The 24,486-nt window shown below is 59.8% G+C and carries 18 protein-coding genes; 3 read left to right on the top strand and 15 right to left on the bottom strand.

Annotation, left to right across the window (positions count from 1 at the left end; genetic code table 11):
* Nucleotides 1–50: 50 nt before the first annotated feature.
* From TR36_RS01330 to TR36_RS01320, 3 genes are all read right to left on the bottom strand, one after another.
* Entirely contained in the window at nucleotides 51–1,271 is a 1,221-nt protein-coding gene (locus TR36_RS01330; RefSeq protein WP_062762168.1) for a glycosyltransferase, read from the bottom strand.
* The gene (locus TR36_RS01325; protein WP_153010460.1) at nucleotides 1,271–1,975 is read right to left on the bottom strand and encodes a hypothetical protein; all 705 of its coding nucleotides are present in this window, start codon (nucleotides 1,973–1,975) and stop codon (nucleotides 1,271–1,273) included. The genes TR36_RS01330 and TR36_RS01325 overlap by 1 nt, the downstream gene beginning before the upstream one ends.
* Before the next feature lie 231 nt (nucleotides 1,976–2,206).
* Entirely contained in the window at nucleotides 2,207–3,052 is an 846-nt protein-coding gene (locus TR36_RS01320; protein WP_052362474.1) for a glycosyltransferase family 2 protein, read from the bottom strand.
* Between the two features lie 399 nt (nucleotides 3,053–3,451).
* Here TR36_RS01320 and TR36_RS01315 point away from each other — a divergent pair, with 399 nt between their 5' ends.
* Both TR36_RS01315 and TR36_RS01310 read left to right on the top strand, forming a co-directional pair.
* Nucleotides 3,452–7,021 carry a glycosyltransferase family A protein gene (locus TR36_RS01315; protein WP_062762166.1) on the top strand — a complete coding sequence of 1,190 codons (3,570 nt, stop codon included), beginning with the start codon at nucleotides 3,452–3,454 and terminating at the stop codon, nucleotides 7,019–7,021.
* The gene (locus TR36_RS01310) at nucleotides 7,021–7,800 is read left to right on the top strand and encodes a glycosyltransferase family 2 protein (protein WP_045388241.1); all 780 of its coding nucleotides are present in this window, start codon (nucleotides 7,021–7,023) and stop codon (nucleotides 7,798–7,800) included. The genes TR36_RS01315 and TR36_RS01310 overlap by 1 nt, the downstream gene beginning before the upstream one ends.
* A 59-nt stretch (nucleotides 7,801–7,859) precedes the next feature.
* Here the strand turns inward: TR36_RS01310 and TR36_RS01305 are convergent, their stop codons facing one another.
* Nucleotides 7,860–9,050, bottom strand: coding sequence for a hypothetical protein (locus TR36_RS01305; RefSeq protein WP_045388244.1), 1,191 nt, complete (start codon nucleotides 9,048–9,050; stop codon nucleotides 7,860–7,862).
* 461 nt (nucleotides 9,051–9,511) lie between these two features.
* On the opposite strand from TR36_RS01305, the gene TR36_RS01300 reads away from it, so the two are divergent.
* Nucleotides 9,512–10,906, top strand: coding sequence for an ammonium transporter (locus TR36_RS01300; protein ID WP_045388247.1), 1,395 nt, complete (start codon nucleotides 9,512–9,514; stop codon nucleotides 10,904–10,906).
* Nucleotides 10,907–10,971: 65 nt separating this feature from the next.
* On the opposite strand, the gene TR36_RS01295 is transcribed toward TR36_RS01300, so the two are convergent.
* The 11 genes from TR36_RS01295 to TR36_RS01245 all read right to left on the bottom strand — a co-directional run bounded on the left by TR36_RS01295 (nucleotide 10,972) and on the right by TR36_RS01245 (nucleotide 24,486).
* Nucleotides 10,972–12,012 (bottom strand): DUF3445 domain-containing protein, encoded by a 1,041-nt coding sequence (locus TR36_RS01295; protein WP_045388250.1) that lies wholly within the window; start codon nucleotides 12,010–12,012, stop codon nucleotides 10,972–10,974.
* A 3-nt stretch (nucleotides 12,013–12,015) separates the two neighbouring features.
* A complete protein-coding gene (locus TR36_RS01290; protein WP_045388253.1) occupies nucleotides 12,016–12,954 on the bottom strand; it encodes a PDR/VanB family oxidoreductase in 939 nt (312 codons plus the stop codon).
* Nucleotides 12,951–13,553 (bottom strand): dimethylamine monooxygenase subunit DmmA family protein, encoded by a 603-nt coding sequence (locus TR36_RS01285; RefSeq protein WP_045388256.1) that lies wholly within the window; start codon nucleotides 13,551–13,553, stop codon nucleotides 12,951–12,953. Before TR36_RS01285 ends, TR36_RS01290 begins: the two co-directional genes overlap by 4 nt.
* A gap of 55 nt (nucleotides 13,554–13,608) precedes the next feature.
* A complete protein-coding gene (locus TR36_RS01280; RefSeq protein ID WP_062762163.1) occupies nucleotides 13,609–14,745 on the bottom strand; it encodes an aminomethyltransferase family protein in 1,137 nt (378 codons plus the stop codon).
* Nucleotides 14,746–14,811: 66 nt separating this feature from the next.
* Nucleotides 14,812–17,178 (bottom strand): DUF1989 domain-containing protein, encoded by a 2,367-nt coding sequence (locus TR36_RS01275; RefSeq protein ID WP_062762161.1) that lies wholly within the window; start codon nucleotides 17,176–17,178, stop codon nucleotides 14,812–14,814.
* Nucleotides 17,179–17,204: 26 nt separating this feature from the next.
* The gene (locus tag TR36_RS01270) at nucleotides 17,205–18,548 is read right to left on the bottom strand and encodes an NAD(P)-binding domain-containing protein (protein ID WP_045388265.1); all 1,344 of its coding nucleotides are present in this window, start codon (nucleotides 18,546–18,548) and stop codon (nucleotides 17,205–17,207) included.
* A gap of 348 nt (nucleotides 18,549–18,896) precedes the next feature.
* Entirely contained in the window at nucleotides 18,897–19,781 is an 885-nt protein-coding gene (gene purU / locus TR36_RS01265; RefSeq protein WP_062762159.1) for a formyltetrahydrofolate deformylase, read from the bottom strand.
* A 50-nt stretch (nucleotides 19,782–19,831) separates the two neighbouring features.
* Nucleotides 19,832–20,710 carry a bifunctional methylenetetrahydrofolate dehydrogenase/methenyltetrahydrofolate cyclohydrolase gene (locus tag TR36_RS01260; RefSeq protein WP_045388271.1) on the bottom strand — a complete coding sequence of 293 codons (879 nt, stop codon included), beginning with the start codon at nucleotides 20,708–20,710 and terminating at the stop codon, nucleotides 19,832–19,834.
* Nucleotides 20,707–21,273 carry a sarcosine oxidase subunit gamma gene (locus TR36_RS01255; protein ID WP_062762156.1) on the bottom strand — a complete coding sequence of 189 codons (567 nt, stop codon included), beginning with the start codon at nucleotides 21,271–21,273 and terminating at the stop codon, nucleotides 20,707–20,709. Before TR36_RS01255 ends, TR36_RS01260 begins: the two co-directional genes overlap by 4 nt.
* Entirely contained in the window at nucleotides 21,266–24,199 is a 2,934-nt protein-coding gene (locus TR36_RS01250; protein ID WP_062762153.1) for a sarcosine oxidase subunit alpha family protein, read from the bottom strand. The genes TR36_RS01255 and TR36_RS01250 overlap by 8 nt, the downstream gene beginning before the upstream one ends.
* Complete coding sequence (locus TR36_RS01245) at nucleotides 24,196–24,486, bottom strand: sarcosine oxidase subunit delta (protein ID WP_045388278.1); 291 nt, start codon at nucleotides 24,484–24,486, stop codon at nucleotides 24,196–24,198. Before TR36_RS01245 ends, TR36_RS01250 begins: the two co-directional genes overlap by 4 nt.

Raw genomic sequence — 24,486 nt, 5'->3', positions numbered from 1 at the left:
CCTGTACATCATAAGGGAGATTTGCCTTCAAAGCTCCCTTATGAAGGGTATCACCGCATAACGCGGGCAATCAGATCGTCCCATTTTGCCATCACTGTCTGATGACTGTACTCTCCGTTATCCACGAATGCGAACGCCCCCTTGGACAGCCGCCGGCGCATGGTATTGTCCTTGGCAACGGTCCGGATCGTTTCGGAGAGTGCCGCGATGGAACGTTCCTCGATCAGAATGCCGTTCTTCTTGTCACGGACAAGGTAATTGACCCCGCTGCAATCCGCAAAGCCGACAACTGGCAAGCCGTGCGCAAAGGCCTCCCCCACCACCAGCGGAAACCCTTCATGTACGGAGGGCAGCACCATGCAGGCCGCTGACAGATATTCAGCGGCAATGTCTGATGTATGACCCATCAGCTGCACTTGTCCCGCCAACCCAAGCTCTTGGATCAGGTCTGTCAGATGCTGCTCCAGTGGCCCTTTGCCGAAGATCCTGATCTGCCAGTCCGGCAGTTCATCCTTTAGCAGATGGAACGCCCGGATCAGCATTTCGTGGTTTTTGGTTGCCGTCAAACGCCCCACGGAAATCAGGATCGGCTTGCGGTACTGCACCCTATGCCGCTGTGCATCCGGAATGAAATTGGGCAGAACTTCAATGTTCTTCTGCTCGGACGCCCGGAACCACTCCCGATATTCCGGCAGCAGAACCGTTGTTGCATCGCTGTCGGAAACGGCCCGCCGACGCAGCGCGATATCGTGGCGGTTCGTGCTCCATTTCGTCAGATCGTTGAAATCGGCATTCGGCAGGTTGTGGCACGAGAAGATCACGCGCGGCTTGAAGGTCGCCTTGCGACGCGCCTTGATCACCTGTGGCGTAATGCCGGGCATGAAGGAAATCATCAGATCAGGTTTGCGCCAGTCAATGAACTGCGCAAGGCGTTTCACAAAGACATTGTTCTGCTTGTTCCACACCAGGCGGGCCAGCAGCGGTATGCGCCCGGCAACCTGCCCCGCCCTGTCGATCAACCGCTCCAGCGAGCCTTGTTCCCGCACCGCATTGCGCCACGCACGATCACTGCGGCGATCGTTGAACGGCTTCATGTTATGGAAATCGATCTTCGGGTTCAGCCGGTAGAAGGGCGCGCCTCCCGTATCCTCGAAACAAACGATGGAAACATCATGTCCGGTTTCCGCCAGATGATTGGCCACATCGACCAGCACCTTTTCAGCACCACCGCTGATACCGACGATCTTCTGAATGCACAGACAGATATCCATCAGGACCGCCCTTTCCAAAGGAAACGCTCAAGGTGCGCGATATCTATGCGACGCGCCTCCTCCCGATCGGGATTCCGCCGCCGCGACAAGGGGGCATTGGCAGTATTCAGCGTATCGAAGTAATTATAAAGCATGGCATCTTTCAATGCATTCACCTGCACTTGGCCGCTCAGGCGGGCGCCGGCATTTCGTTCAACGTAATTCGGGCCGAGTTTTGCCAGCAAAAGCTCGCTCAACCACAATTGCGATGCCTGATTGATTGAAAGCCAATCGATGGAGCTTCCAACCGGAAACCCCTCCATCAACATGCCGAATTCTGTCATGATTGCGGCAGGCCCGCTAAAAGACGGAAGATTGACGAATGAGGTGGAAATACGTGTTTGCGCCCGAAGCAGGGCAACCGCATTTTCCCCTATGGTCGCCATTGTCTCGGCAAGATACCCGGCGTCTGCCGGCGAATATCCGTCAACCAGACTTAATTGGGTGCGTTGCGCCTTGATGAATTCGGCACGTGATGGAAAAATTACTGCCAGCTTCGCATCGGGCAGCACTTTGACGATCTCGTCAAGCAGTGCATTTACAACCTTCATTGCAGCTTGAACCACATCGTCACCTGCCGCCAATATTTCCTTGGACGATAGAGGAGACAGAATGAGATTCGTCAGCAGGGGCGCAAAGATTTCACCCCCCGTATGCGATGCCATGATCTCTTTGAAAGATGCCAGATGCGCGCAATCTTCTGCGCCATCCGAAAGCATCATCCTGAAGATACTGTCGTGATTGCTTCCACGCCCTGCCCCGCAAAACTCTGCCCGCATGCAGAACATTTTTGTCAGCGTGCTCAGGGTAGGCAATTTACCGACAACCAAATCAATCGCATCGTTTTCGGATATACGCGGCTTTGCAATAATATATGTGGACATTATTTAAAGCCTTCAATTCGCGCGGGACAGGCCAAGCCGGATAAGGCTGCGGCGACGGGCATATTGGGCAGCCAGAGTATCATCGTTATTTGCAGCCGCAAATCTCTGGGCCACATAAAGATGCTTCAGAACAAGCTCCCGGCGGTACTCCCGCCCATACAGATCAATCAGATAGGAATGCTTTTTACGGATATGCGCAAAGCAACGCTCCACATCCTGTGCATTCCGCCCGATATCCGTTTTGCGATACACGCATTGCGCCCGCCCGTTCCGGATCGGAACAAAGTCGATCCCGCGCCCTGCGCAGCGAAGGAAGAAATCCAGATCCTGCAAACGGGGAAGGCTCTCGTCAAAAGGCAGGGCTGCCTGAATGACGCTTTTGCGCGCAAGCGTCAGCCATAGATAAGCCCCGAATGACCCGTCCAGCAGCGATTTCACGCTATCCCGACCAGGATCGACCTTGATCAGCTTGTCCTCGTTACGCTCTTCAAACTGCCAGTCGTAATTCGTGACGACGATGAATTTTTCGCTCTGCCGCCGCTCTCGCTGAAGAAGGAACGTCTCCATCTGGTTGCGAAGCATATCGGGATATTTTTCATCATCCGCATCCAACCAGGTCAGCAGCCCGCCCCGCGCCTCACGCGCCAGATGGTTGCGCGTGGCTGGCCGGCCCAGATTGCGACCGTTCGAGATCATGCGAATGCGCGGGTCCGTTCGTGCCATATCCTGCACGACGTCCACAGTTCCATCGGTGGATCCGTCATCACAGACGAGGATCTCGAGATCACCGGTCCAGGTCTGGTTTTGAACGGAGGCGATTGAGGCGCGTATATCATCCTGGGCATTATACGCAGGCATGGCGACAGTAATGGATAGCAACGTAAATCTCTCAATATTTCGTGCATCTACGAGGCGGCAGAAGGGCGTGTCAACCGCCGTCGCAGCGTAAACGAGGCTACTACTTAATAAGTGATAGCTCCACTGAATGAGTGTCGCTTTATATACAGCCCAGACTTAACAAGTAATTAACTGAAACATCCGGCTTGCATTATCAAATATATCGAAACCTTAATTGACCTATTTGCCCCATGATAATTCCGGCCTTTTCGCAAAGGCAAATTATACCATCATCATTCATCTCTATGCATCTACCGGCCGGGGCTCCCTGCCTGGCCGGTGCGGCACCAGATTGACGGGCGGTGCCGCTTGTCGCAATGTGCCACGGCCTGTTAGACGGCGGGTGAACGGAGCATATGCATGACCCAGCCTATTTCACCTCGCTTTCTGCAACGAATTGCCCCCTATCCCGCTGTGGTCCAAGAGGCGCTGAAGGCCGAGGTTACCCCTGCCGTGATGGAAAAAGCCGTGCGCATCATGCATGGCACGGGCATTGTAAAAGGCACGCCCCCAAGCCAGCCGATGCTGATGGACAGCTTGCTGGCCCGGCTCGTACGCTCGCAGCGGTTCATCCAGCGGACCCAGCAGATCTTTGCCCGGCTGGAGGCTGGCGACACCGAAGGTTCGGCCGGAAACATGCGGGTCCTGCTCTCGCCCCTCGCCGATACCGAACAGCCCTATTACATCAAGATCCGCGAAGCTGCCCTTGCCCAGCAAAAACAGGATCCGAATGATCCACTCGTGGATCTGCTGACCCTGCTGGATGATCTGCGCAATACGTTGCGGCTTGATCCGGCGCAGCCGCTTGGCCAGCTGATTGCCAATCAGATCAGGCTGGCCGCCACTGGCGGGGCCGCCGGCTATCTGGACGCCCTGTTTGCCGCATTGGGACACAACATCCAGTTTACGCCCGAGGATGCCACAATCCATGCCCCGCGCAACATGCGGGTTCTGCGGGGGGTGCTGATACGCCATCTGCTGGCCTCTCATCGCAATAACCGTGATCTCACGACACTCGATACACTCGCTCTGAATGCGATCGCGGATTGTCAGGCAAAGGGGCATTTGCGGACATTGCTGCCGCCACGCGAGATCGCCCTCGTCTTTGATGCGCAGCCTAACGAAGATGATATTCGCGCCTGGCAGGCTACAGAATTCAGGTTGAACGGCACTGCCGATCGCCGGCTGCGGATTGCTCCGGATCGCCGCATTTCCGATATCGGCGCTGCATTTCTGACAACGGCCGCTCTCGGCCCTGCCAGTGCATTGCACATAACCGACTGCCGGATTGAAAACGGGCAGATAACCTGGCCATCTCGAATCCGCGGGTATCGTGATGTGGGCACGGCAGACACCACAGCCCTGCTCTGGGATGGGGCAGAGCCCGCAGAAACCGGCATCGAACTGCGCATCGCGGCATTGCCGGTTCCGGCACCGGACCATCAGCGCGCTATGCCTTTGCACGATGCCTATGCCATCGTACTGGCAGAAGATGGCGTCACTCTTTCCTCGTACACAAACATCGAAAATTGCGCGGTATACACAGGGGCCGACCGCCTGCGGGCCGATCTGGCAAATGCAGGCCCGCATGTTTTGCGAAAGCCGGTCCTCGTCATCGGGCGGCGATCGCCCCAATCCCCCGATTATATCGTCTCACTGGTACCGGCCTATTGGGCGCGCACGGGCGCGCATGCAGTCAGCACAAGTACGCTGGAATATGATTCCAACAAAGGCGTGCTTCACCCGCGTCCTGCGGCGGCGATATCACTGACACGCCTGCTTTCCCCCCACACCTCGGCGCTTCCTGCCAAATGGTGGCTGTCCCTCGGCGGCCTTGATCGCGCCATGGAAACAGGCGTCCTGATCCTGTCGGATGATCTTGCCGTCACGCAACCGCTGGCATCAGGCCCCGCATTGCAGGATCTCGATCGTCTCAAACGCGCCCTCAATGATGGTCGCCTGACCCTGTGCGAACGTGACCGCATTCAGGCAACGGGCCGCCCCGGATATACCGATCTTCTTCAGGCGAATACTCCGCGCAACTGGGCAATTTCCAAGCTGGTCGTTCGCGAAACCGAAACCTATCTCGTTCTGCGCAGCGATCTGGATCTTTGCGTGGGCACCTCGGAGAATGATCACCGCATTTTCGATGCGCTGGAGCGCGACATGTCGCAACTGGCCGAGCTCGTTCAGGAGTTTGACCGTTTCGCGATGCTGCTTGGCTCTTCCCCGGCCAGAATGGCAAAGCTTTCCGATCCGCATCTGTTGCAGTTCCTCCATCTTGCGCGGTTCCTGCCGTCTGCGAACCATGTGGCAGCGGATCTGGCGCTTCATGCGGACCAGCTTGCAACTCGCGGCTCCGGCATTGTCGTGCCCCTGTTCGAAATGCTTGCCTGCTGCCTGCCCCGCCCCGCGTTCATGGCAACACTGCTGCAGGTATTCCATTGCCTTCTTGCCCTGTCGATGAAGCCGGATAATGGCGCACCCCATAAGTTCGAAACCCGACTGTTGTTCCGAATTACTGAAATCGCCCGTCGTTATGCCGATGATACGACACTGGCCTTTATTCTGACCCGTCTGGCCCGCCAGCACCCCGACCTTCTGGCCCAAAGCGGGATGGCACGGTGCTTTCAGCGCCTTCTGGATGCCCCCCAGCTTCCGGTACTGCTTGAAACGGTCGGCAGCCAAACGCTTGATACAGTCCGTGGCACCCTCGATTTCCGGGATGTGTTCCGACGCGCGGTCATCGCCCAGGACCGTGACAGGATTCTGTCCATGATCGCCAATCCCTCCAATGCCGGAAATGCGGATTTCTCGCGCTGGATGGACAGCCTCCGCAGCCTCAGCAACGAACTCCGGGCATTGCATCTGGAAGGCGTGACCATTCAGGGTGCAGACGGCCTCTATAACCGCAAGCTGGCCGCTGTCATCATGTCCGACAGACCCACGCTTGCCGAATTCCGTGATTCAGGACTGCTGGAGGTGCATTCGGACATTGATGTGGTCGCCCATAACATCCTCGGCGACAATACCGCCCTGAACAGGCTGATCGCGGCACGCTTCGAAGGCACCGACCTGCCCGCCCCGGTGATTGAAGGGACCAGCGCAAGCGATGTCTTTGTCAATGCTGCACGCTCCTTGAAGCATCTCATGCCATCGACCGAAGGGCCCGTTGTGACGGCGATCGTATCCGCCTATGAGCCCGACATCGATCTGATGCGCCTTTCGCTGCAATCCCTGGCTGACCAGTCGCATGCGGATGTGGAAATCATCGTGGTTGACGATGCCAGCACCCCTGCTGTGTCCGCCGAGATCGCTTCGCTTGTCGCCAGCTTTGCCAATGCACGATACCTGCGTGTGCCGATCAACAGCGGGCCCTATGTCGGGCGCAACCTGGCGATTGCCGAAGCGCGGGGTGAATTCATCGCGATCCAGGATGCGGACGACTGGTCCCACCCCGGCCGGTTTGCCGCACAAATCAACGCATTCCGGACGATGCCCGAACTGCAGGTCGTCACGACACCGCATATCCGTGTCGACCGCGCCGGATGTGTGCAGCTGGAGGCGCAATTCGCAATATTCGGCGACGGTCCCATGACATCCATGTTCCGCCGGTCGGTGTTCGATACCGTCGGTGCCTTTGCCAAGGTCCGGTCCCGCGGGGACGTGGAAATGCGTGAACGTATTGCCGCCTTCTTCGGCGCCCAATCCATGATGGAACTTGGCGCACCCGTCATGCTCTGCTTTGCCGATAGTGCCACCCTGTCCCAACGCACCAAGGCCGAAGCGGCAGAGCATCTGCAGCTTTTCCGGGCCAATATCGCGCGCCGCCCCCCTCTGGCAGGTCTGCGCGGTGCGGGGCAGGACCTGGGAGAGGAACATATGATCGTCGTCCCGCAGTTCCTGCGACCGACAGGTGAGGATATCTGATGACCTTCGGCACTATCGACATCTCCCTGACCGCGATCAGCACGCGGCTCCATGTGCTTCCGGCAACACTGCGGTCCTTGCTTGCGCAGGATTACGGGGATCTGCGGATCAACGTGTACCTCTCGCACACCCCTTATCTGCTGGATCAGGGCGTTCCCGGCCTGACCCCTGAACTGGAGGCGGTGCAGCGTGAGGCGGGCGAACGGCTGCGTTTCGTATTCTGCGCCAATACCGGGCCATACCGGAAACTGCTGCCCTTTCTCCACGAACACTGGGGATTGTCCCGTCTGGTCGTGACGGTCGATGATGATACGATTTACCCCCCGCACTGGCTTTCGACCATGCTGCGGGCCTATGACAGCCATGGCTGTGTCATTGCCTATCGCGGCCATCGCATCCTGATCCGAAACGGAATGCTCGCGCCCTACGCCTCGTGGATGCGCAGCGCGGTCGAGGAAAATCCGGGCACCCTGATCCTGCCGACCGGCAAGGACGGCATCCTGTATGACACCGCATTTTTTCCGATAAATGTCCTGAATGTCGAAGATGCGATGCGCATCGCACCGACTGCGGACGATCTCTGGTTCCGCTGGCACCTCGCTTCGAACGGGATACAGACCTATCTGATCCATCCGAATTACCGTGCCGGAACCTTCAGTGAATCGGATTATGACGACAGCCTTTATCTGACGTTCAACCGCGGCGGAAAAAACGACATAGCGCTGGATACGCTGGATACCTATTTCCAGAAACGATTCGACTTCTCGATGGCGGGGTAAAGGAATTGCCCCGCCCCGGGCACCACATGCCCCCTGTAAGGCCACGCAGCCTCGGTGCCTTATGGCTGGCTGGCCGCATATGAGCCCATCATGATCTGCGCATCCTCGGCCAGACGTGCGCGCATATCGGGGCTGCAGGACACCGAATCGGGTAGCGCGCCCCCCTCACCGGCAGTTTCGGCCGCCGCGCGAAAACCGTCCAGAGCGGGTGAAGTCTGTGCTGCCTGTATGAGGGCGGAATCCCTGACAGGGTCCAGCTTTTCCAGAATTGAAATGACCAGATCCAGTACATGGGCGTGATAACTGCAGTTCTTGTCAGGATCATCCAGAAAATACCCCTGCCCGGGGGATGGCTGGCGGGTGTTGAATCCATACCATGCCCATATACCACCCGCAGGATTCCTTGCATTGCTGATGAAATCGAACAGGTTCGGCGATGTTCCGGCCCCGTCATAAGGCTGCCCGAGGAACAACTGGTTCAATCCTTCCGTGATCGGTGCGGTCAGATCGGGTTCGCTTGCCCAGCCCCGACGGGAAAAATCGGATTTCATCATTCCCATATCCCGCACCACATGCAGCATCTGGTTCAGCGTACCGCCGCCGTCGGCTGCCCAATCCCGTCGGGTGATGGAATGGTACCATGCACAGGTTTCACCCGCCGCAGTATGGCAGGCGCTGCGGCTTGCAAGGCCCCCTTCATCGACATCATCCAGCAGGGTCTGCAACGATGCACGCCCCAACATCCGATAAAAGCGACTGCTTTCCGCATCCCCGTCATCCTCGGCCAATCCGGCAAGCTGGTACAGGAAATAGGCCATTCCCGATTGTCCCATCCCGTTATAAGGTTGCCCGAGGTCATTCACCTGCATGGCCGAATGGATGCCGGCACCACCGTCCGCTTTGACGGCATCGGCAAAGGAAACGACCGATCCATCCTCCAGCCGAAAGCGCACCCTGTCCTCGTCCATCTTATCCGTGACGAACGTACGGATGATATCGGGAACGGGCGCACCAAGCTCGTTCGCCAGATCCGGCTCCTTGCGGGATTGAAGCCATAGATTCCGTAAACTGCGCAGACATTCCGATAGCCCGTGCCAATAGGTCGGCCCTACGGGAACATTGATCCCCCCCGATTGGCGCACCTCCCGCCCGCAAGAGCCGAACTGATCGGACCGTGCAGGTTCAGCCGTGGCAACCGGGGATGACAGCAGGATCGTTATGACTGAAAGCATCCAGAAGCGCGCAAACATGGGATCTCTCTGCATTCGGATAAATCATACAGGGTAGACGCCAATACACCTGATGCAACCGCCTTTGAGCCACGGCCCCATTACAGCCAACAGCGCATGCTATGTCCGCCAATTTCAGTGGATCCCGCGACGGCGGTTCGCCCGGCATCCGTTAGGCTGTAACCGCCTTCCCAAGATATCTCCCGATGGCATATGCAACCAGGGGTTCATACCTGCCAATAGATTGATCAGATCCCGAATCCGGTCCTGACCATGATTACCCTATGCCCATCACGCGCCCCGTTATGACCATAACCGGGGCAACGTGTTTCCCATACGCTGAAATATCACGCATCCGTCATGCAAAGCGGCGCACTTGCATGCGGATACGATATTGCCTGCAAGGAAACTAAATATCTTTTGGGTGATTCACTTGATGTCCGGATGATGGGTCAAACGCCAATCACATATGGGTACCATTCATGCGGCTCAAAACACCGATCAGTTTGGCAGGCGTATTCGCCGTTCTGCCCGCCATAGCCTTCGCACAGGAAGAAGCACCGACACTCAGCGCAGGGGATACCGCATTCGTTGCAACCTGTGCGCTTATCGTCATGTTGATGATGCTGCCCGGCCTTGGCCTGTTCTATGCGGGTATGGCGCGCAGCAAGAACGTATTGTCCCTCCTGACCCAGATCTTTGCAGGCATCTCCATGATCTGCGTGCTGTGGATCGCCGTGGGCTATACGCTGACCTTTGATACCGATGCGCCCTTCAATGCCATCATCGGCGGGCTGTCGGTTGTCTTTCTTGCAGGCGTCACGCAGGATTCTCTGGTCGCGACCATTCCCGAATACCTCTATGTCCTGTTCATGATGCTGTTCGCGGCAATCACCGCGCCCATCATCGTCGGCGCCTTTGCCGAACGGATGAAGTTCGCTGCGGTGATGATGTTCCTCGCGATCTGGTTCCTGATCAACTACGTCCCGATGGCCCATATGGCATGGGGCGGCGGCTGGGTGTTCAACATGGGCGTGATGGACTTTGCCGGCGGCAATGTGGTCCACCTGAACGCCGGAATCGCGGCCCTGGTCTGCGCATTGGTGGTGGGGCCGCGCCGCGGATATCGCACCACGATGATGGCCCCGCACAACATGACCATGACCTATACCGGTGGTGCGATGCTGTGGGTGGGCTGGCTGGCGTTCTGCGGCGGCTGTGTGCTGGCCGCCAATGGCTTCTCGTCCCTGATCATGCTGAACACCATGCTGGGCGGCGCCGGTGGCGCGATCGGCTGGATGGTGACGGAGGCTGTTCACCGCAAGCGTGCAAGCACCTTTGGCCTGCTGTCCGGCACGATTGCGGGGTTGGTGGCCATTACGCCCGCCTGCGGCTTTGTCGGCCCGGCAGGGGCAATCGCGGTCGGCTTCCTGACCGCCCCAGTTTGCCTGTTCGCGGTCGAGGTTGTCAAACAGCGCGTCGGCTATGACGATTCGTTCGACGTGTTCGGCGTGCATGGTGTGGGCGCAATCGTCGGCGGCATCCTGACCGTTATCTTCGCCGCACCTTCCCTGGGCGGTCTGGGCTTTCCCGAAGGGCGCACCATGATCTCGCAAATGGGTCCGCAGCTTCTGGTTATGGCCTTCAGTATTCTTGTGTCTGTCGTCACTACCTTCGTTGCCCTGAAAGTCGTCGGCGCATTGATCGGCCTGCGTGTGGACGAAGAAGAAGAATACGAGGGGCTGGACACCGTTTCGCATGGCGAGGTCGGCTACCGGTTGAATGATGGCATGCTGGCAGGGGCAACCGTACATCCCTCTGCCGATGATCAGGTCACGTCGCTGGCTGCGGCACGGATCAGCAAAAAGCCTGCATAGAACAAAAAAGACAGGCGGCAAACCTGCCGCCTGTCTTTCATGATACCGGAACGGTGATGCCCGTTCTAATCGGGAAATATTCCGGCCGAAGTTTCGGCCCCGTCATCGAACCGCGCCAGATAATCGACGATCATCGACCGGTTCACGGCAAATCCCTTATACTCCGCCAGCTCATCCGGCAGATCACGCAGCACCCGATGGAAGCGGCGGCCCCATTTCGGCACCGTGACCAGATCCTCCAGCGAAATCAGATAGCAGCGGATCGGAAACACAAGCGCATTCGAGCGGGGCAACCGGTAGAAAGACTGCAGTTCCACACGCAGGTACTGCTTTGCGCCTACGTTCTCGGGGGTGATCGTCCGTTTTTCAGGCCCCCATTTGTGATAGTTCTCGGGGCTTGTATCCAGCCGGGGATTGACCGTCATTGTCCAGTTCAACCGGCGCGACGGCTTGCCCTGCTGGACATTCGTCAGGAATTTCAGCGCCCGCTGGAAAATACCCAGTTCATGCGCCTTGGGTACAGGGGCATGCCATTCGAAGAAATTCATGCCGATGTTGAAATCGAGGCTCCAGTCGGCCTGCGAGGTCACGATTCCCGCATCCATCCAGAGATTGCCCTCGCGCTGGTCCAGCAATGCATGGTCGCCCTGCGTTTGCCGCCCGATATATTCCAGCGGGCCACAGGGCAGCGTGCTGGTATCCATGAAGGTGAAACGCTGGTCGATCCCCAGTGGCCGGTTGATCCAGTGCCACCTGTCACCATCGCGGTGCAGGGTGAACATATCCGGATAATCCTCGGATTTGCACACCATCACCAGTTCCAGGAAATCCCACCCCGCCAGCTCCATATGCGGCAGGGACTGGCAGCGCAAAGGATCATCCGCCAGGGTTATGGCGCGATCCTGCATCTCCGCCACGTAGTGTTCATCCACGTCGAAGCGGTGTTCAAAAACCGATCCGGCCCGCGTGGGCCGGTGCGGTTCGATGTTCACCGAATACATGTAGCTGTCCTGATCGAACGGAAACGGAAAGCGGCGCACAGCCGCGGCCGAATTATGATAGGTGTAATCGCCGCGGAACGTCTCGTCATTGAAGCGGAGTGTCATGCATCACCTGTCCAGAATGAGGTCTTGGCCCTGAAACCGCGAAACACAGGGCATGATCTTCGTCTGCGCGGCCTTTTCGTCGTCGTCCAGCCAATGGTCGTGATGCTCGATCCGCCCATGGCAGGAAAGCACCGCCGTTTCGCATTGCCCGCACACACCGCCCCGGCAAAGCCAAGGCGCATCCACGCCCGCCGCCTCCAATGCCTCCAGCAGGCTTTGGTCAGGGCCGACCGTCAGCGTCAGCGCGGAGCGTGCAAGAGTTACGCGGAACGGCTTGCCCGGGGGTGGTGCCAAAAAGGTTTCGGAATGAAGCGCCGCCTCGGGCCATCCCAGCCGTGCACCGGCATCGGCCATTGCAGCCACCAATCCTTCGGGCCCGCATGTATAGGCATGCGTCCCCAAGGGCTGCCCCGACAGCACCTCGGCAGGATCCATCCGGTTTCCTTCATCCGATATATGGACATGCACCTGCGGCAAATCCGGCAGCAGCGCCAGCCCTGCCGCCTCGGATCGCGAACGGGCGCAATAATGCAGTTCGAACGGAAGCTGCAGCCGTGTCAGTTGACGGATCTGCGCAATAAAGGGCGTGATCCCGATGCCGCCGGCCACCAGCACATGCTTGCGCGCGCGCAGGTCCAGCCCGAACAGGTTGGCAGGCGCCCCTACGCCCAGCAGATCTCCCTCGGCCACGCGGGTATGCATGTAAAGCGATCCGCCCCGCCCCAGATCCTCGCGGCGGACGGCAATCTCGTAGCCCGAACCATCCATCGGGTCCGATACCAGCGAATAGGCATTGCGGCGGATCATCTCGCCGTCCGGCATTTCAACCACCACATGCGCCCCGCCGGAAAACAGCGGGAGCGCCGCACCGTCGGGATGCACGAAACGGAATTTCGTGACCAGCGGCGACAATGGCTCGACCGAAGCGACACGCAACATCATGGGCGGATCTCCTGCATAGCGGGAATCTGCCCCGGCGTTTCGGCGTCGACGCACACACCCTGAAAGGCGCCCAGCCTGCGGGAGAAATGGTCCCGCACGAATAGCGAAAGCCCGCAGTGGCTGCAAATGAAGGGGTCTGTCACGACATCTTCGGTAATGCCCTTGCAGTGGACGCACTGCATGCGGCGGGCAGCACCGCCGTGATGTTCTGTACTTATGGCACCGGCAGCCACACCTGCGGCCAGTGCCTCGGCTGTAACCTGACCGATGACCCCTTCGGTGCCTGCAATGTACAGGGCAGTGCCCATATGCGCATCGCCCAGCGCCTTGCGCAGGCGCGGCAGAACCGCGGGCAATGTCGGCCCCTCGTGGTACATCGCGGGGCCCAGCGCCTGCAATGCAGCACCATGACCAGTCCCTGCGGGAATATGGATGATATGGGCATGCCCCATTACCGCAGGGTCATGATCGGCAAGGGCCATCAGGGCCAGCGCCCCCTCTCCCTCTGCCAGCATGATTGCGGGGGTTGCCCCTCTGGACACCAGCCCCGCATAGACGGGACGGCTCAGGATCGAGGGGGTGAACGCGGTTCCTGCCATTGCAATGCTCCTGTTCGGGACGGTGCGGCGGGGGCTGCACCGTCTATGGATGCGCTTAGCCCTTCGCTGTGCGACGGGCCTTATCGATGTCATAGAAGGGCATCGGCGAAGTTACGGCGGCAATCTCGCCCGCAGTTTCGCACCGGACCGTCACAGCGGTTCCCGCATTCGCGCAATCCACGTCCAGCCGCGCAATCGCCACGGTCCAGTCATTCAGGGGGGAGTGCATGGCCTGGGTCACGATGCCCACCTTCTTGCCATCGCGGAATACAGGCGCGCCATTCTCCGGCACGGCGGTACCTTCCAGCTTCAGGCCCCAGATCTTGAACCGCTCACGCCCTTTCAGACGGTAATGCTCCTCGGCGCCACGGAACCCTGTCTTGCCGGGGCTGACGGTGAAATTGAGCCCCAATTCCCAAAGCGTATCACCGCAGGCCTCATCCTCGAAGGGATACATCTCCGAATTGTCATAGGGGAAGAACAGCAGGTAGCTTTCGGCCCGCAGCATATCCAGCGTGGTAAAGCGGCAGGGGATGATCCCCATCTCCGCCCCTTCGGCCAGAATGGTGTCCCAGACCAGCGGCGCGTCCTGCCCGCGGACGAACAGCTCGTATCCCCGTTCCCCGGTGTACCCGGTGCGGGAGATCATGATCGGAACGCCAAACAGCTTTGTCTGGATATGGGAGAAATACGCCAGATCGCGGATGCCCGGGACGTGCTTTTCCAGAAAATCGACGGCCAGCGGACCCTGCAAGGCCAGGTTGTGCAGATTGTCGTCAAACAATACCGCCACATCCCGACCAGTGGAGGCCATCGTCAACTGCTCGAACCCCTGCCCCGATCCATGCACGACCATGAAGGCATTCGGCCCTGTCCGGTAGATCACGCAATCATCGATCAGTTTGCCCGCGTCATTCAACATCGTGGCATAGACCGAACGCCCCGGTGCCAGCTTTTCCACATTGCGCGTGGTGGCACGGTCGATGACATGGCTGGCCCCCGCCCCCACGACATGCACCTTCTTCAGGCCAGAAACATCCATCAGTCCCGCCTTGGTGCGGATCGCCATGTATTCGGCTTCGGGGTCCCCGTCATAGGACCATGCCGTTCCCATACCACTCCAATCCTCCAGATCGGAGCCAAGGGCGCGGTGGCGGCTGGCAAGGGTCGAAAATCTCCAGGATGCGGTCATCTGTCTTTTCCTATTGTTGGTTGCTTGCCGTGGCATCGCGCCAGCGGCCGGATTCGCCGCGCACGCTTAGGACCGCGGACGCTCTTTTTTCGGGTCATAATGCGGAAAGGGTGTGATGCGGGCGGTCAGGCGCTTGATGTGCCCGTCCAGCCGGCCCACCTCCACTTCGGTGCCCGCTTCGGCATGGGCAATATCCACCCGCGCCAGCGCGATAAGCTGACCCGTACGCGGGGAGCGCATGGCCGAACACACCTCACCCACCTGTGCGCGGCCGATGCGGATGCAATCGCCATGGGCCACCTCTTCATGCCCGTCGATTTCCAGACCCACAAAGCGGCGCGATGGCGTGGTTTTGCGCCGGATCAACGCCTCCCGACCGACAAAATCCACCGTTTTCGATTTGAGCGGGACGGTGAACCCGACACCCGCCTCGAACGGGTCCGTCTGGTCACTGAAATCATATCCCGCAAAGACCAGACCCGATTCAATGCGCGTCAGATCCAGCCCCGCCAGCCCCATCGGGCGCATGCCGAATGGCAGTCCTGCCTGCCACACCGCCTCGAAAACGGCGGCACCGTCCTTGGGATGGCAGAATACCTCATACCCCAGTTCACCGGTATACCCCGTCCGCGAAACGACCACGGGCGCCCCTGTCGGCCCACCGATGCGGCCAACGGTGAACCGGAACCAGCCGATCTCTTCCACCGATGGCTGATGCGGGGCAGCCCAGATGATCTCTTTCATCAGATCCCGTGATGTCGGCCCCTGCACCGCAAGATTGTGCATCTGGTCCGTGGAGGCGCGGACGAGGACGTTAAGCCCGAGCCGTTCGGCCTCTTCGCGCATCCATACGCCCCCTTCATCGGAGCCACCAATCCAGCGGAAATTCTGCGCGCCCAGGCGGAACAATGTTCCATCGTCGATCATGCCGCCATGGGGGTAGCACATCGAGGAATAGACAATCTGTCCCACGCCCAGCTTTTCCACGTCGCGGGTCAGAATCCAGTTCATCAACCGCTCTGCGTCCGGACCGGTCACCTCGAATTTGCGAAGGGCGCTCAGGTCCATGACCACAACCCCCTCACGACAGGCCCAATAGCTTTCAACCGGGTCTGTGGTGGCAAAGGTATTGGGCAGCCAGAATCCGCGGTAATCGACAAAATCACGCGTCAAGGCGGCAAAGTTCTGGTGAAAGGTGCTTTCCCGCGTCATGACAGGCTCCGCTTCGGGGGTGGGACGCCATGCAGAGGCGCGCTGAAAGCGTTCCTCGGCGGCATAGCTGCGCACGTGAATGTCGGTCAGGGTCCAGCCGTTGGCCGGAGAGGTATCGTCCGGACAGGCCGATGAAACACAGACCAGATCCGTCAGGGCCCGCAGCAGGACATAATCCCCCGGGCGGGACCACGGCTCATCCGCGTACATCACGCCATGGGCATCGATACCGGTATTGAAAAAGAAATTGGCCGCCATCCATCCGGGACGGGCCGGAACACCGTAATCCGCCAATGCACCGTTGAAATTGTCCGAGCAGTTGGCATGGCCGGGATAACCGATGTCATCATAGTATTTGGACGCACAGGCCATCGCAAAGGCATCATGTCGGCCGCAAGTATCCTGAATGACCTCTACCAGCGGGGTCATGTCCTGATCGAAGTATTTCGCGTGCAGGCCCGGCATCGGATAGGCATGGTTCTGGATGGTCCGCGTCGTGGTCACATCCAGCGGATGGGCGATCCCCCTGTCCAGCTTGCGTGCATCGAAGCATTGGAAATCGGTGCACTGGCGGCCATCCACATCCAGGATCTGGATGAACTCCCCCGCCTTCACGCGGTAGGCGGCGGCGGTAGAGGAGGCAATGCGCAAGTCCAGTTTCATGTCGGCCAGAGGGTCCGGCAGCGCAAACTGCCCCACGCGGCGCGGTTTGGCCCGCGTCAGCCGCAGGGTCAGCGGGGTAGCTGTATCCTGCGCCTCGAAATCCATGGGTGCTGCGGGGGCGGCGATAATGATCCACCCCTTGCCCTGTGATGTGAACGACACCGCATCACCCGCCCGCGCGGCAGGGCCGAACAACCGGATGGCGCGGGCCCCCGCAAGGTCGATATTCCGCATCGCGAAGGCCTGTCGCAGGCGGGGCGCCGTGCCCGCCGCAACCAAGGCCCGCAAACCATCGGCAGGGCCATCGGCGCGGGCCGCCAGCAGGCCCGCATCCAGCCGCCCGTCAGGATGGGCCCCCAGCACCTCGCACGGCTGTCCACCTTCGTCATTCAGAATTTCCAACCGGTCACCCGGCGCGATCTCGACTACAATGGCGCCGCCCCCCTGAACGGTGTAGCGTTCAAGATCGGGCGCACGGCCGAAAATTTCGGGGCGGCGGGCGCGGCTGGCACGCGGAGCGCCGGGCCGCATCAGGGCATCTGGGGGAAGCGACAGCATCCGGAACCTTTCTGGTGAAACAGGTGTCAGCTTTGCAGATAGGTTTGCATGGAATCATCCATCGCAAGGTTCCACGGCGTGTGGTGCACGGGGGCCATCGTGCCCGTGATCACCGATTTGTAGCAGTGGTTGCGGAAGCCCATGATGTCGGTGACCTTGTGGTTCTTCCATTCAAAAAACGCATGGCAGGCCCCGTCCACATCGAAGCTGGGATAATCGGTGTCGGCAATCAGTTCCTTGACGTAGTCACCCTGATATTTGATGGCATATTTGGTATCGTCCGAGGCGTCTTCACGGGCCTCGCGGTCCGCAACATCCGCCAGCAGCACCGCTTTGTCGGCAGGCACCTCTATCCGGCCGATGATGATGTCCCGCACATACCATGCCTGGGCATCGAACATGTTGAAGGTGAACCACTGGTCCTGCATGCCCAGATAGAACATCTGCGGATTATGCACATAGACCACGCCTTTATACAGATCCCGCGCGGCCAAGCGGTTTGCGGTTTTCAGACGCAGGTCATCCGGCAAGAACGGGAAGTAGTGGCGGTACCCTGTGCACAGGATGATGGCATCCACATTCTTGCTGCTGCCATCCCGGAAAAATGCCGTCTTGCCCTCTACCCGGACCAGACCCTGCTTTTCCTCCCAGTTGTCGGGCCATGCGAACCCCATGGGGGCCGAACGGTAGCAGGAGGTTACTGTTTTCGCGCCGTATTTCCAGCACTGCGATCCGATATCCTCGGCGGAATAGGATGACCCCACCACCAGCACATCCTGCCCTTCGAATTCACGCGCGTCGCGGAAATCATGGGCATGGATGATACGGCCATAGAACTGGTCGAACCCCGGATATTCCGGGACGTTGGGGCTGGAAAAATGGCCCGAGGCCACGATCACATGATCAAAGGTCTCCTTGTAGACACGGTCGTTTTCCACGTCATGGACCGTCAGCTCGAAGGTATTGGTCGCGGCATCGAATTCCGTCCAGCGGATCACCGAACTGAAACGGATCCAGTCGCGCACACCCGCCTTCTTTACCCGGCCCTCGATATAATCGAACATGACTGCGCGGGGCGGATAGGATGCGATCTGCTTGCCGAAATGCTCCTCGAACGAGTAGTCGGCAAATTCCAGACCCTCTTTGGGGCCATTGGTCCACAAATAGCGATACATGGAGCCATGGACCGGCTCTCCATACTCATCAACGCCGGTGCGCCATGTATAATTCCACAGGCCACCCCAATTGGTCTGCTTTTCAAAGCAGACAACCTCGGGGATATCCGCACCCTTTTGTGCGGCATCCTGAAATGCACGCAGTTGCGCCAGCCCTGATGGGCCTGCCCCGATAATCGCCACACGCTTGGTCATTCCACATTCCCCGTTCCGTTCGCACCCCGGTCAAGGACCGGCCGTTTCGGCATGAATCAGCAAAGGCCGGATGGCCGATTCAAGGCAACTAATTTTCCTGCCAGGAATAATTGAGGGGGCGTAATTCGGACGAAACCCGCGCATATGCTGGTATGAAAGATCAAAACATGGGCGGAACGGCTGTGGATTAGCCCCTTTGAAGACCCGGTTTTCCCCCTGCCCTGCTAACCGCTTTCGTTTGAATCAGGGGGAACGCCGATGCCACGCAGGTGGATGGGCACATATGAAAAAGGGCAACCGCTGCTGCGGCTGCCCCCCCCCGTGATGCCATATCGGCAATTTGCAGAATTAGCCCATGCGTTCAGATGCATAGGACCCGGGAGACGCGGGAAACACCACCGTCTTGTTCCCGTTCTGGAACACGCGGCGATGAATATGGGCATGGATGGCACGGGCCAGAACCTGGCTTTCCACATCGCGCCCCAGACTGACGTAATCCTCCGCGCTCTGGGCGTGGGTGACACGGATGGTATCCTGTTCGATGATCGGGCCTTCGTCCAGATCGGCGGTCACGTAGTGCGATGTGGCCCCTATCAGCTTCACCCCCCGTTCGAATGCCTGCTTGTAGGGGTTCGCCCCCTTGAACGACGGCAGGAACGAATGGTGGATGTTGATGATCCGCCCCGACATCTCGCGGCACATATCATCCGAAAGCACCTGCATGTAGCGCGCCAGAATGATCAGTTCCGCCCCCGTATCCCGGACAATCCGCAGTTGCTCCGCCTCGGCCTGGGGTTTGTTCTCCTTGGTCACCTTGATGCAGTGAAAGGGAATGTCGTGGTTCACGACCACCTTCTGGTAATCCATATGATTGGAAATCACCGCCACGATATCGATCGGCAGCGCCCCGATCTGCCAGCGATACAGCAGGTCGTTCAGGCAGTGGCCAAAGCGTGAAACCATGATGATCACTTTCATCCGTTCGGTTTCATCATGGAACTTGGCGGTCATATCCATCGATTTGGCGATGGCGGCAAAATTGCGGGTCAATGTGTCCAGATCGATCCCTTCCTCGGAGACGAAGCTGACACGCATGAAAAAGCGGTTGGTGACCATATCATCGAACTGCGAACTGTCGGTGATGTTGCAGCCCTGATCCGCCAGATAAGTCGAGATCGCCGCCACAACGCCCCGCTTGGTGGCGCAGGCGACGGTAAGGCAGAATTTTGTCATGGAAATCTCCGGTCAGAATGCCGTTTCAGGCCTGTGGCAAATAAGGGTGGTCAGACAGTCAGCCCTTCGGGTTCGGGCAAACCGTTACTGCGGCAGCAGGCAGTTAGTGTATTAGCGAGAAGGCAGGCAATAGTCATCGGACCAACACCCCCCGGAACAGGGGAAATCGCCCCGGCAACGGTCACGGCCTCGGCAAAGGCGACATCGCCAGCCAGCCCCATGTCCGTCCGGTTGATCCCCACGTCAATGACGGTGGCCCCCGGCTTTATCCATTCGCCACGGATCATATGCGGGCGCCCGACTGCGGCAATCAGTATATCGGCGCTGCGGCAGACATCCGGCAGATCCCTGGTGCGGGAATGGGCGATCGTGACGGTACAACTCTCTCCCAGCAAAAGCTGGGCCATCGGCTTGCCGACGATATTTGATCGGCCGACCACCACCGCATTCAGACCGGCCAGACTGCCGTGATGCGCGCGCAGCATCATCAGACATCCAAGCGGCGTGCAGGGCACCATCGCCTTCTGCCCTGTTCCCAGCAGCCCGACATTCGAAATATGGAACCCGTCCACATCCTTGTCCGGTGTGATGGAATTTATGACCAGCTCGGCATTCAGATGCGCAGGCAGGGGCAGCTGTACCAGAATGCCATGTACCGCCGGATCAGCATTCAGCCGCGCGATCAATGCCAGCAGGGCCTGTTCCGTGGTATCGACAGCCAGCTTGTGCTCGAAGCTGGCCATGCCCGCCTCCAGCGTCTGCACACCCTTGTTGCGGACATACACGCGGCTGGCCGGATCTTCGCCCACAAGCACCACGGCAAGGCCGGGTGTGATCCCGTGTTCGTTGACCATCTGCGATACATGCGCCTTGACGCGGGCGCGCACATCCGCCGCAAAGGCCTTGCCGTCCAGAATTGTCGCGGTCATGTTGCGGAACCTTCCAAACGTGCGGCAGCGCCTGCCAGGGCATGCCAGATTGTGGCTGCGGCTGATCGCATGCCCATGATGGTCAAACGGTCATCAGCGCGCCGGATCACGAATACGGCCATATGTTCCAGCCCCGTCCGGCAGGCCGTCCCCGCAGCAAGACGTCTGGGGTCAATATTCACCAGCTTGGCCAGCAAATCCACGATCCGCCCGCCCCCGGCCGAGGACGCAATATCGAAGACCACCCAGCCATCGGTCTGATCCGTGACCGAGGCATCCGGCGCCTCTGCCTTTATCAGGCGGGCAAAATCCTCCTCTGCCCGGCCCGGCCCTTCAACCATCCACTGGTCCGGCCCGGTCCAGAAGGCAGCGATGCCCTCGCCTGCATGCCATTGGCCCGTGTCCGGCAGCGCCATGCCCATCGGGGCGGGCCGCACACCATTCCGGCGCAGGGCCAGAGAGGCAAGCGCCAGATCGGCAACCTCGGTCAATGTCAGGGCTCCAAAAGTCTCCGTTCGGGGCATGGTGCCCCCAAGTGCACAGGTCGGGATAAGTTCAGACACGCAACCGCCCTCCGTCAGGGTCAACAAAATGGGGGCTTACCACGCGCACGCGGACCTCACCGCCCTGCAGGGGGTTGGCCGCCACCACGACCTCTCCCATCCGCATCGCGCCGTTCGCCAGAAACCCGAGGCCGATGGCCGATCCGACATGCGGAGAATAGCAGGCCGAGGTGATCCACCCCTGATCGGTGGCCGTGCTATGCCCATCCCCTTCGGTAAACAGATGCGCGCCCGCGACAACGGGCAGCGCAGGATCCACCGGCTGCAGGCCCACCAGAACACGCGTTTCGGCCAGCAGCCCCTCCCGGCGGGACATGACGCTTCCGATCGCATCCTTTTTCGCACTGACCATCCGGCCCATCCCCAGCATCTGCGCCGTGGTCTGGCCGTTCAGCTCGTTTCCTGCCGCATGGCCTTTTTCGATCCGCATCACACCAAGTGCTTCGGTTCCGTAGGGGGTCGCCCCCAGGTCGCTGCCCACCTCCACCAACCGCGCCATCAGGGCGTTGCCATAACGGGAGGGGACCGCAATCTCGTACGCCAGCTCCCCCGAGAAGGAGATGCGGAACAAGCGCGCCCGCAACCCGCCACATACCGTCAGCCCCGCACAGGCCATGAAGGGAAACGCCTCGTTCGACAGATCAAAATTATCCACCACACGCTGCAGCAGCGCCCGCGCATTGGGTCCTGCAACCGCAAACTGGGCCCATGCCTCGGTGGTGGATACAAGCTGCACATCCAGTTCGGGCCAGAGGCACTGGCGCGCGTATTCCATATGGCGGAAAACCGGCCCCGCCTGTGCGGTGGTGGTGGTGACGACATATTCATCCTCCGCCAGCCGGGCGCAGGTGCCGTCGTCATAGGCCAGACCATCCTCGCGCAGCATCAGGCCATAGCGAACCATGCCCACCTTCAGGCTGGCCATCGCATTGGCATAGAGCCGGTCGAGGAACAGGGTCGCGTCCCGCCCTTGCACATCCACCTTGCCCAGCGTGGTCACATCGCAAATTCCCACGCCCTGCCGCGTTGCCAGAACCTCGCGGTCCACCGTTTGCCGCCATTCGGTTTCACCCGCCTGCGGAAAATACTGGGCACGCATCCAGGGGCCGACCTCGATGAACACGGCGCCCCGTTCGGCGGCCCATACATGGCTGGGTGTCAGGCGGCGCGGGCGGAAATGCGGACCGGTATCCCCACCGCCCAGAACGCCCAGTGACACCCCGGTATAAGGTGGGCGGAACATGGTGGTGCCGGTTTCCGCCACCGATTTGCCCGTCAGTTCGGCCATGACCGCCAGTGCGGTGACATTGGCCGTCTTTCCCTGATCGGTCGCCATGCCAAGCGTTGTCCAACGCTTCAGGTGTTCCACCGGACGCATGTTCTCCTGATTTGCCAGGCGGATATCCTTGACGGTCACGTCATTCTGGAAATCAACCCATGCCCGGCCCTTCCCCGGAACATGCCACAACGGATAAAGATTGGCGTCAGCCTTTTCGGCACGGGGCAACTCCGGCATTGCCGCACGCAGGCCAAGCCCTTCCATGGCTGCCACCGCAGCACTGGCGCCCGCCGTCATGGCTGCAGCCGTACTGCCCTGCCCCATGGCGGCACCGGCCACGGTCATTCCGGGCGGGCCGTTCTCGCCCGGCACAAAGGCGTGCAACGTGTCATTCCAGACAGGGCGGGCACGATGGTGAGAAGCCAGATGCAAATTCGGGTTCCACCCGCCGGACACACCAAGCACATCGCAGTCCAGATCGAAATTCTTGGCCCCGCTGCGAACCGTTACGCTTTTCAGGCCCAGACGTCCCCGCGTATTTTCAACGACACTGTCCACAAACACGGGGTAATTCCCCAGGGCGCTGACCGATCCCCGCGTATCGATCACACCGGCAATCTCGACCCCTTTGGCCGCCAGATCCAGCGCCGTACGATGCCCGTCGTCATTGTTGGTGAAGATTGCAACCTTCTGCCCCGGACAGGCCGCCCAGCGGTTGGCATAGCTGCGCAGCGCCCCCGCCAGCATGATGCCCGGACGATCGTTATTGGCAAAAGGAATGTGCCGTTCGGTTGCACCCGCAGCAAGGATGGAACGGCGCGCCGTGATGCGCCACAGGGTCTGCCGCACACCGTTACCGGGGGTGGGCAGGTGATCCGCCACACGCTCCACCGCGCCGAAAATACCATGGTCGAAGGTTCCGAAAACGGTGGTGCGGCGCATGATCCGCACATTCGGCAAGGCGGCCAGTTCCGCCTCGACCTTTGCCAGCCAGCCCCCGGCCGGAGCCTCATCCAGCAGATGCGTTTCTGCCAGCAGGCGTCCGCCCAGCAGGAAATCCTCTTCGGCCAGAATGACCTGTGCCCCCGCCCGCGCCGCCGTCAACGCCGCCGACAACCCCGCCGCACCTGCACCGATGACCAGAAGATCGCAGTGCAGGTATCCTTTGTCATAGGCATCGGGATCGGCCTGCATCGATAGCCGCCCCAGACCTGCGGCATTCCGGATAATCGGCTCGTACAGTTTTTCCCAGAAGGCACGCGGCCACATGAATGTCTTGTAATAGAACCCCGCCGCAAAGAAAGGCGACAGCAGATCGTTCATTGCCAGCAGATCAAAACGCAATGACCCGAGCCGGTTCTGGCTTGAGGCTTCCAGCCCCTCGTACAGTTCGGCCACCGTCGCGCGGGTGTTGGGTTCCTGCCGTGCGCCGCGACGCAATTCGACCATCGCATTCGGCTCTTCGGAGCCGGCGGCGATGGGGCCGCGGGGACGGTGATATTTGAAGCTGCGGCCCATCAGCCGCACGTCATTTGCCAGCAATGCCGAGGCCAACGTATCTCCGGGATGCCCCTGATACGATCGCCCGTCAAAGGTAAAGGACAGTGTCCGTGTCCTGTCGATCAACCCGCCTGCCAGTCGTGTCATGCCACCGCCCCTTTTCGTGCCAAGGCCACATCACGGGCAAGCTGCGCATCGATGATCTCATGGGTGACCGTGTTGCGTGTGACCACCAGCCACGAACGGTCCCCCTGTTCATGGAACCACAATTCGCGATGAACCCCGGCCGGGTTATCCCGCAGATAGACATAGTCGATGAATGCGCCCAGCGCCCCTTCGGCCATGCCGTCGGGGCGGGCCAGCAGGGCGGCATCCCCCAGATAGGTGAATTCCTGCGCGTCGCGCGGACCAAGAAGCGGATGGGGAATAAGCAT

This window comes from Falsirhodobacter sp. alg1 (genome assembly GCF_000739715.2).
Classification (GTDB): Bacteria; Pseudomonadota; Alphaproteobacteria; order Rhodobacterales; family Rhodobacteraceae; genus Falsirhodobacter.
The sequence above is the reverse complement of the archived record's forward strand: the minus strand, read 5'-3'. Positions and strand labels throughout refer to the sequence as shown.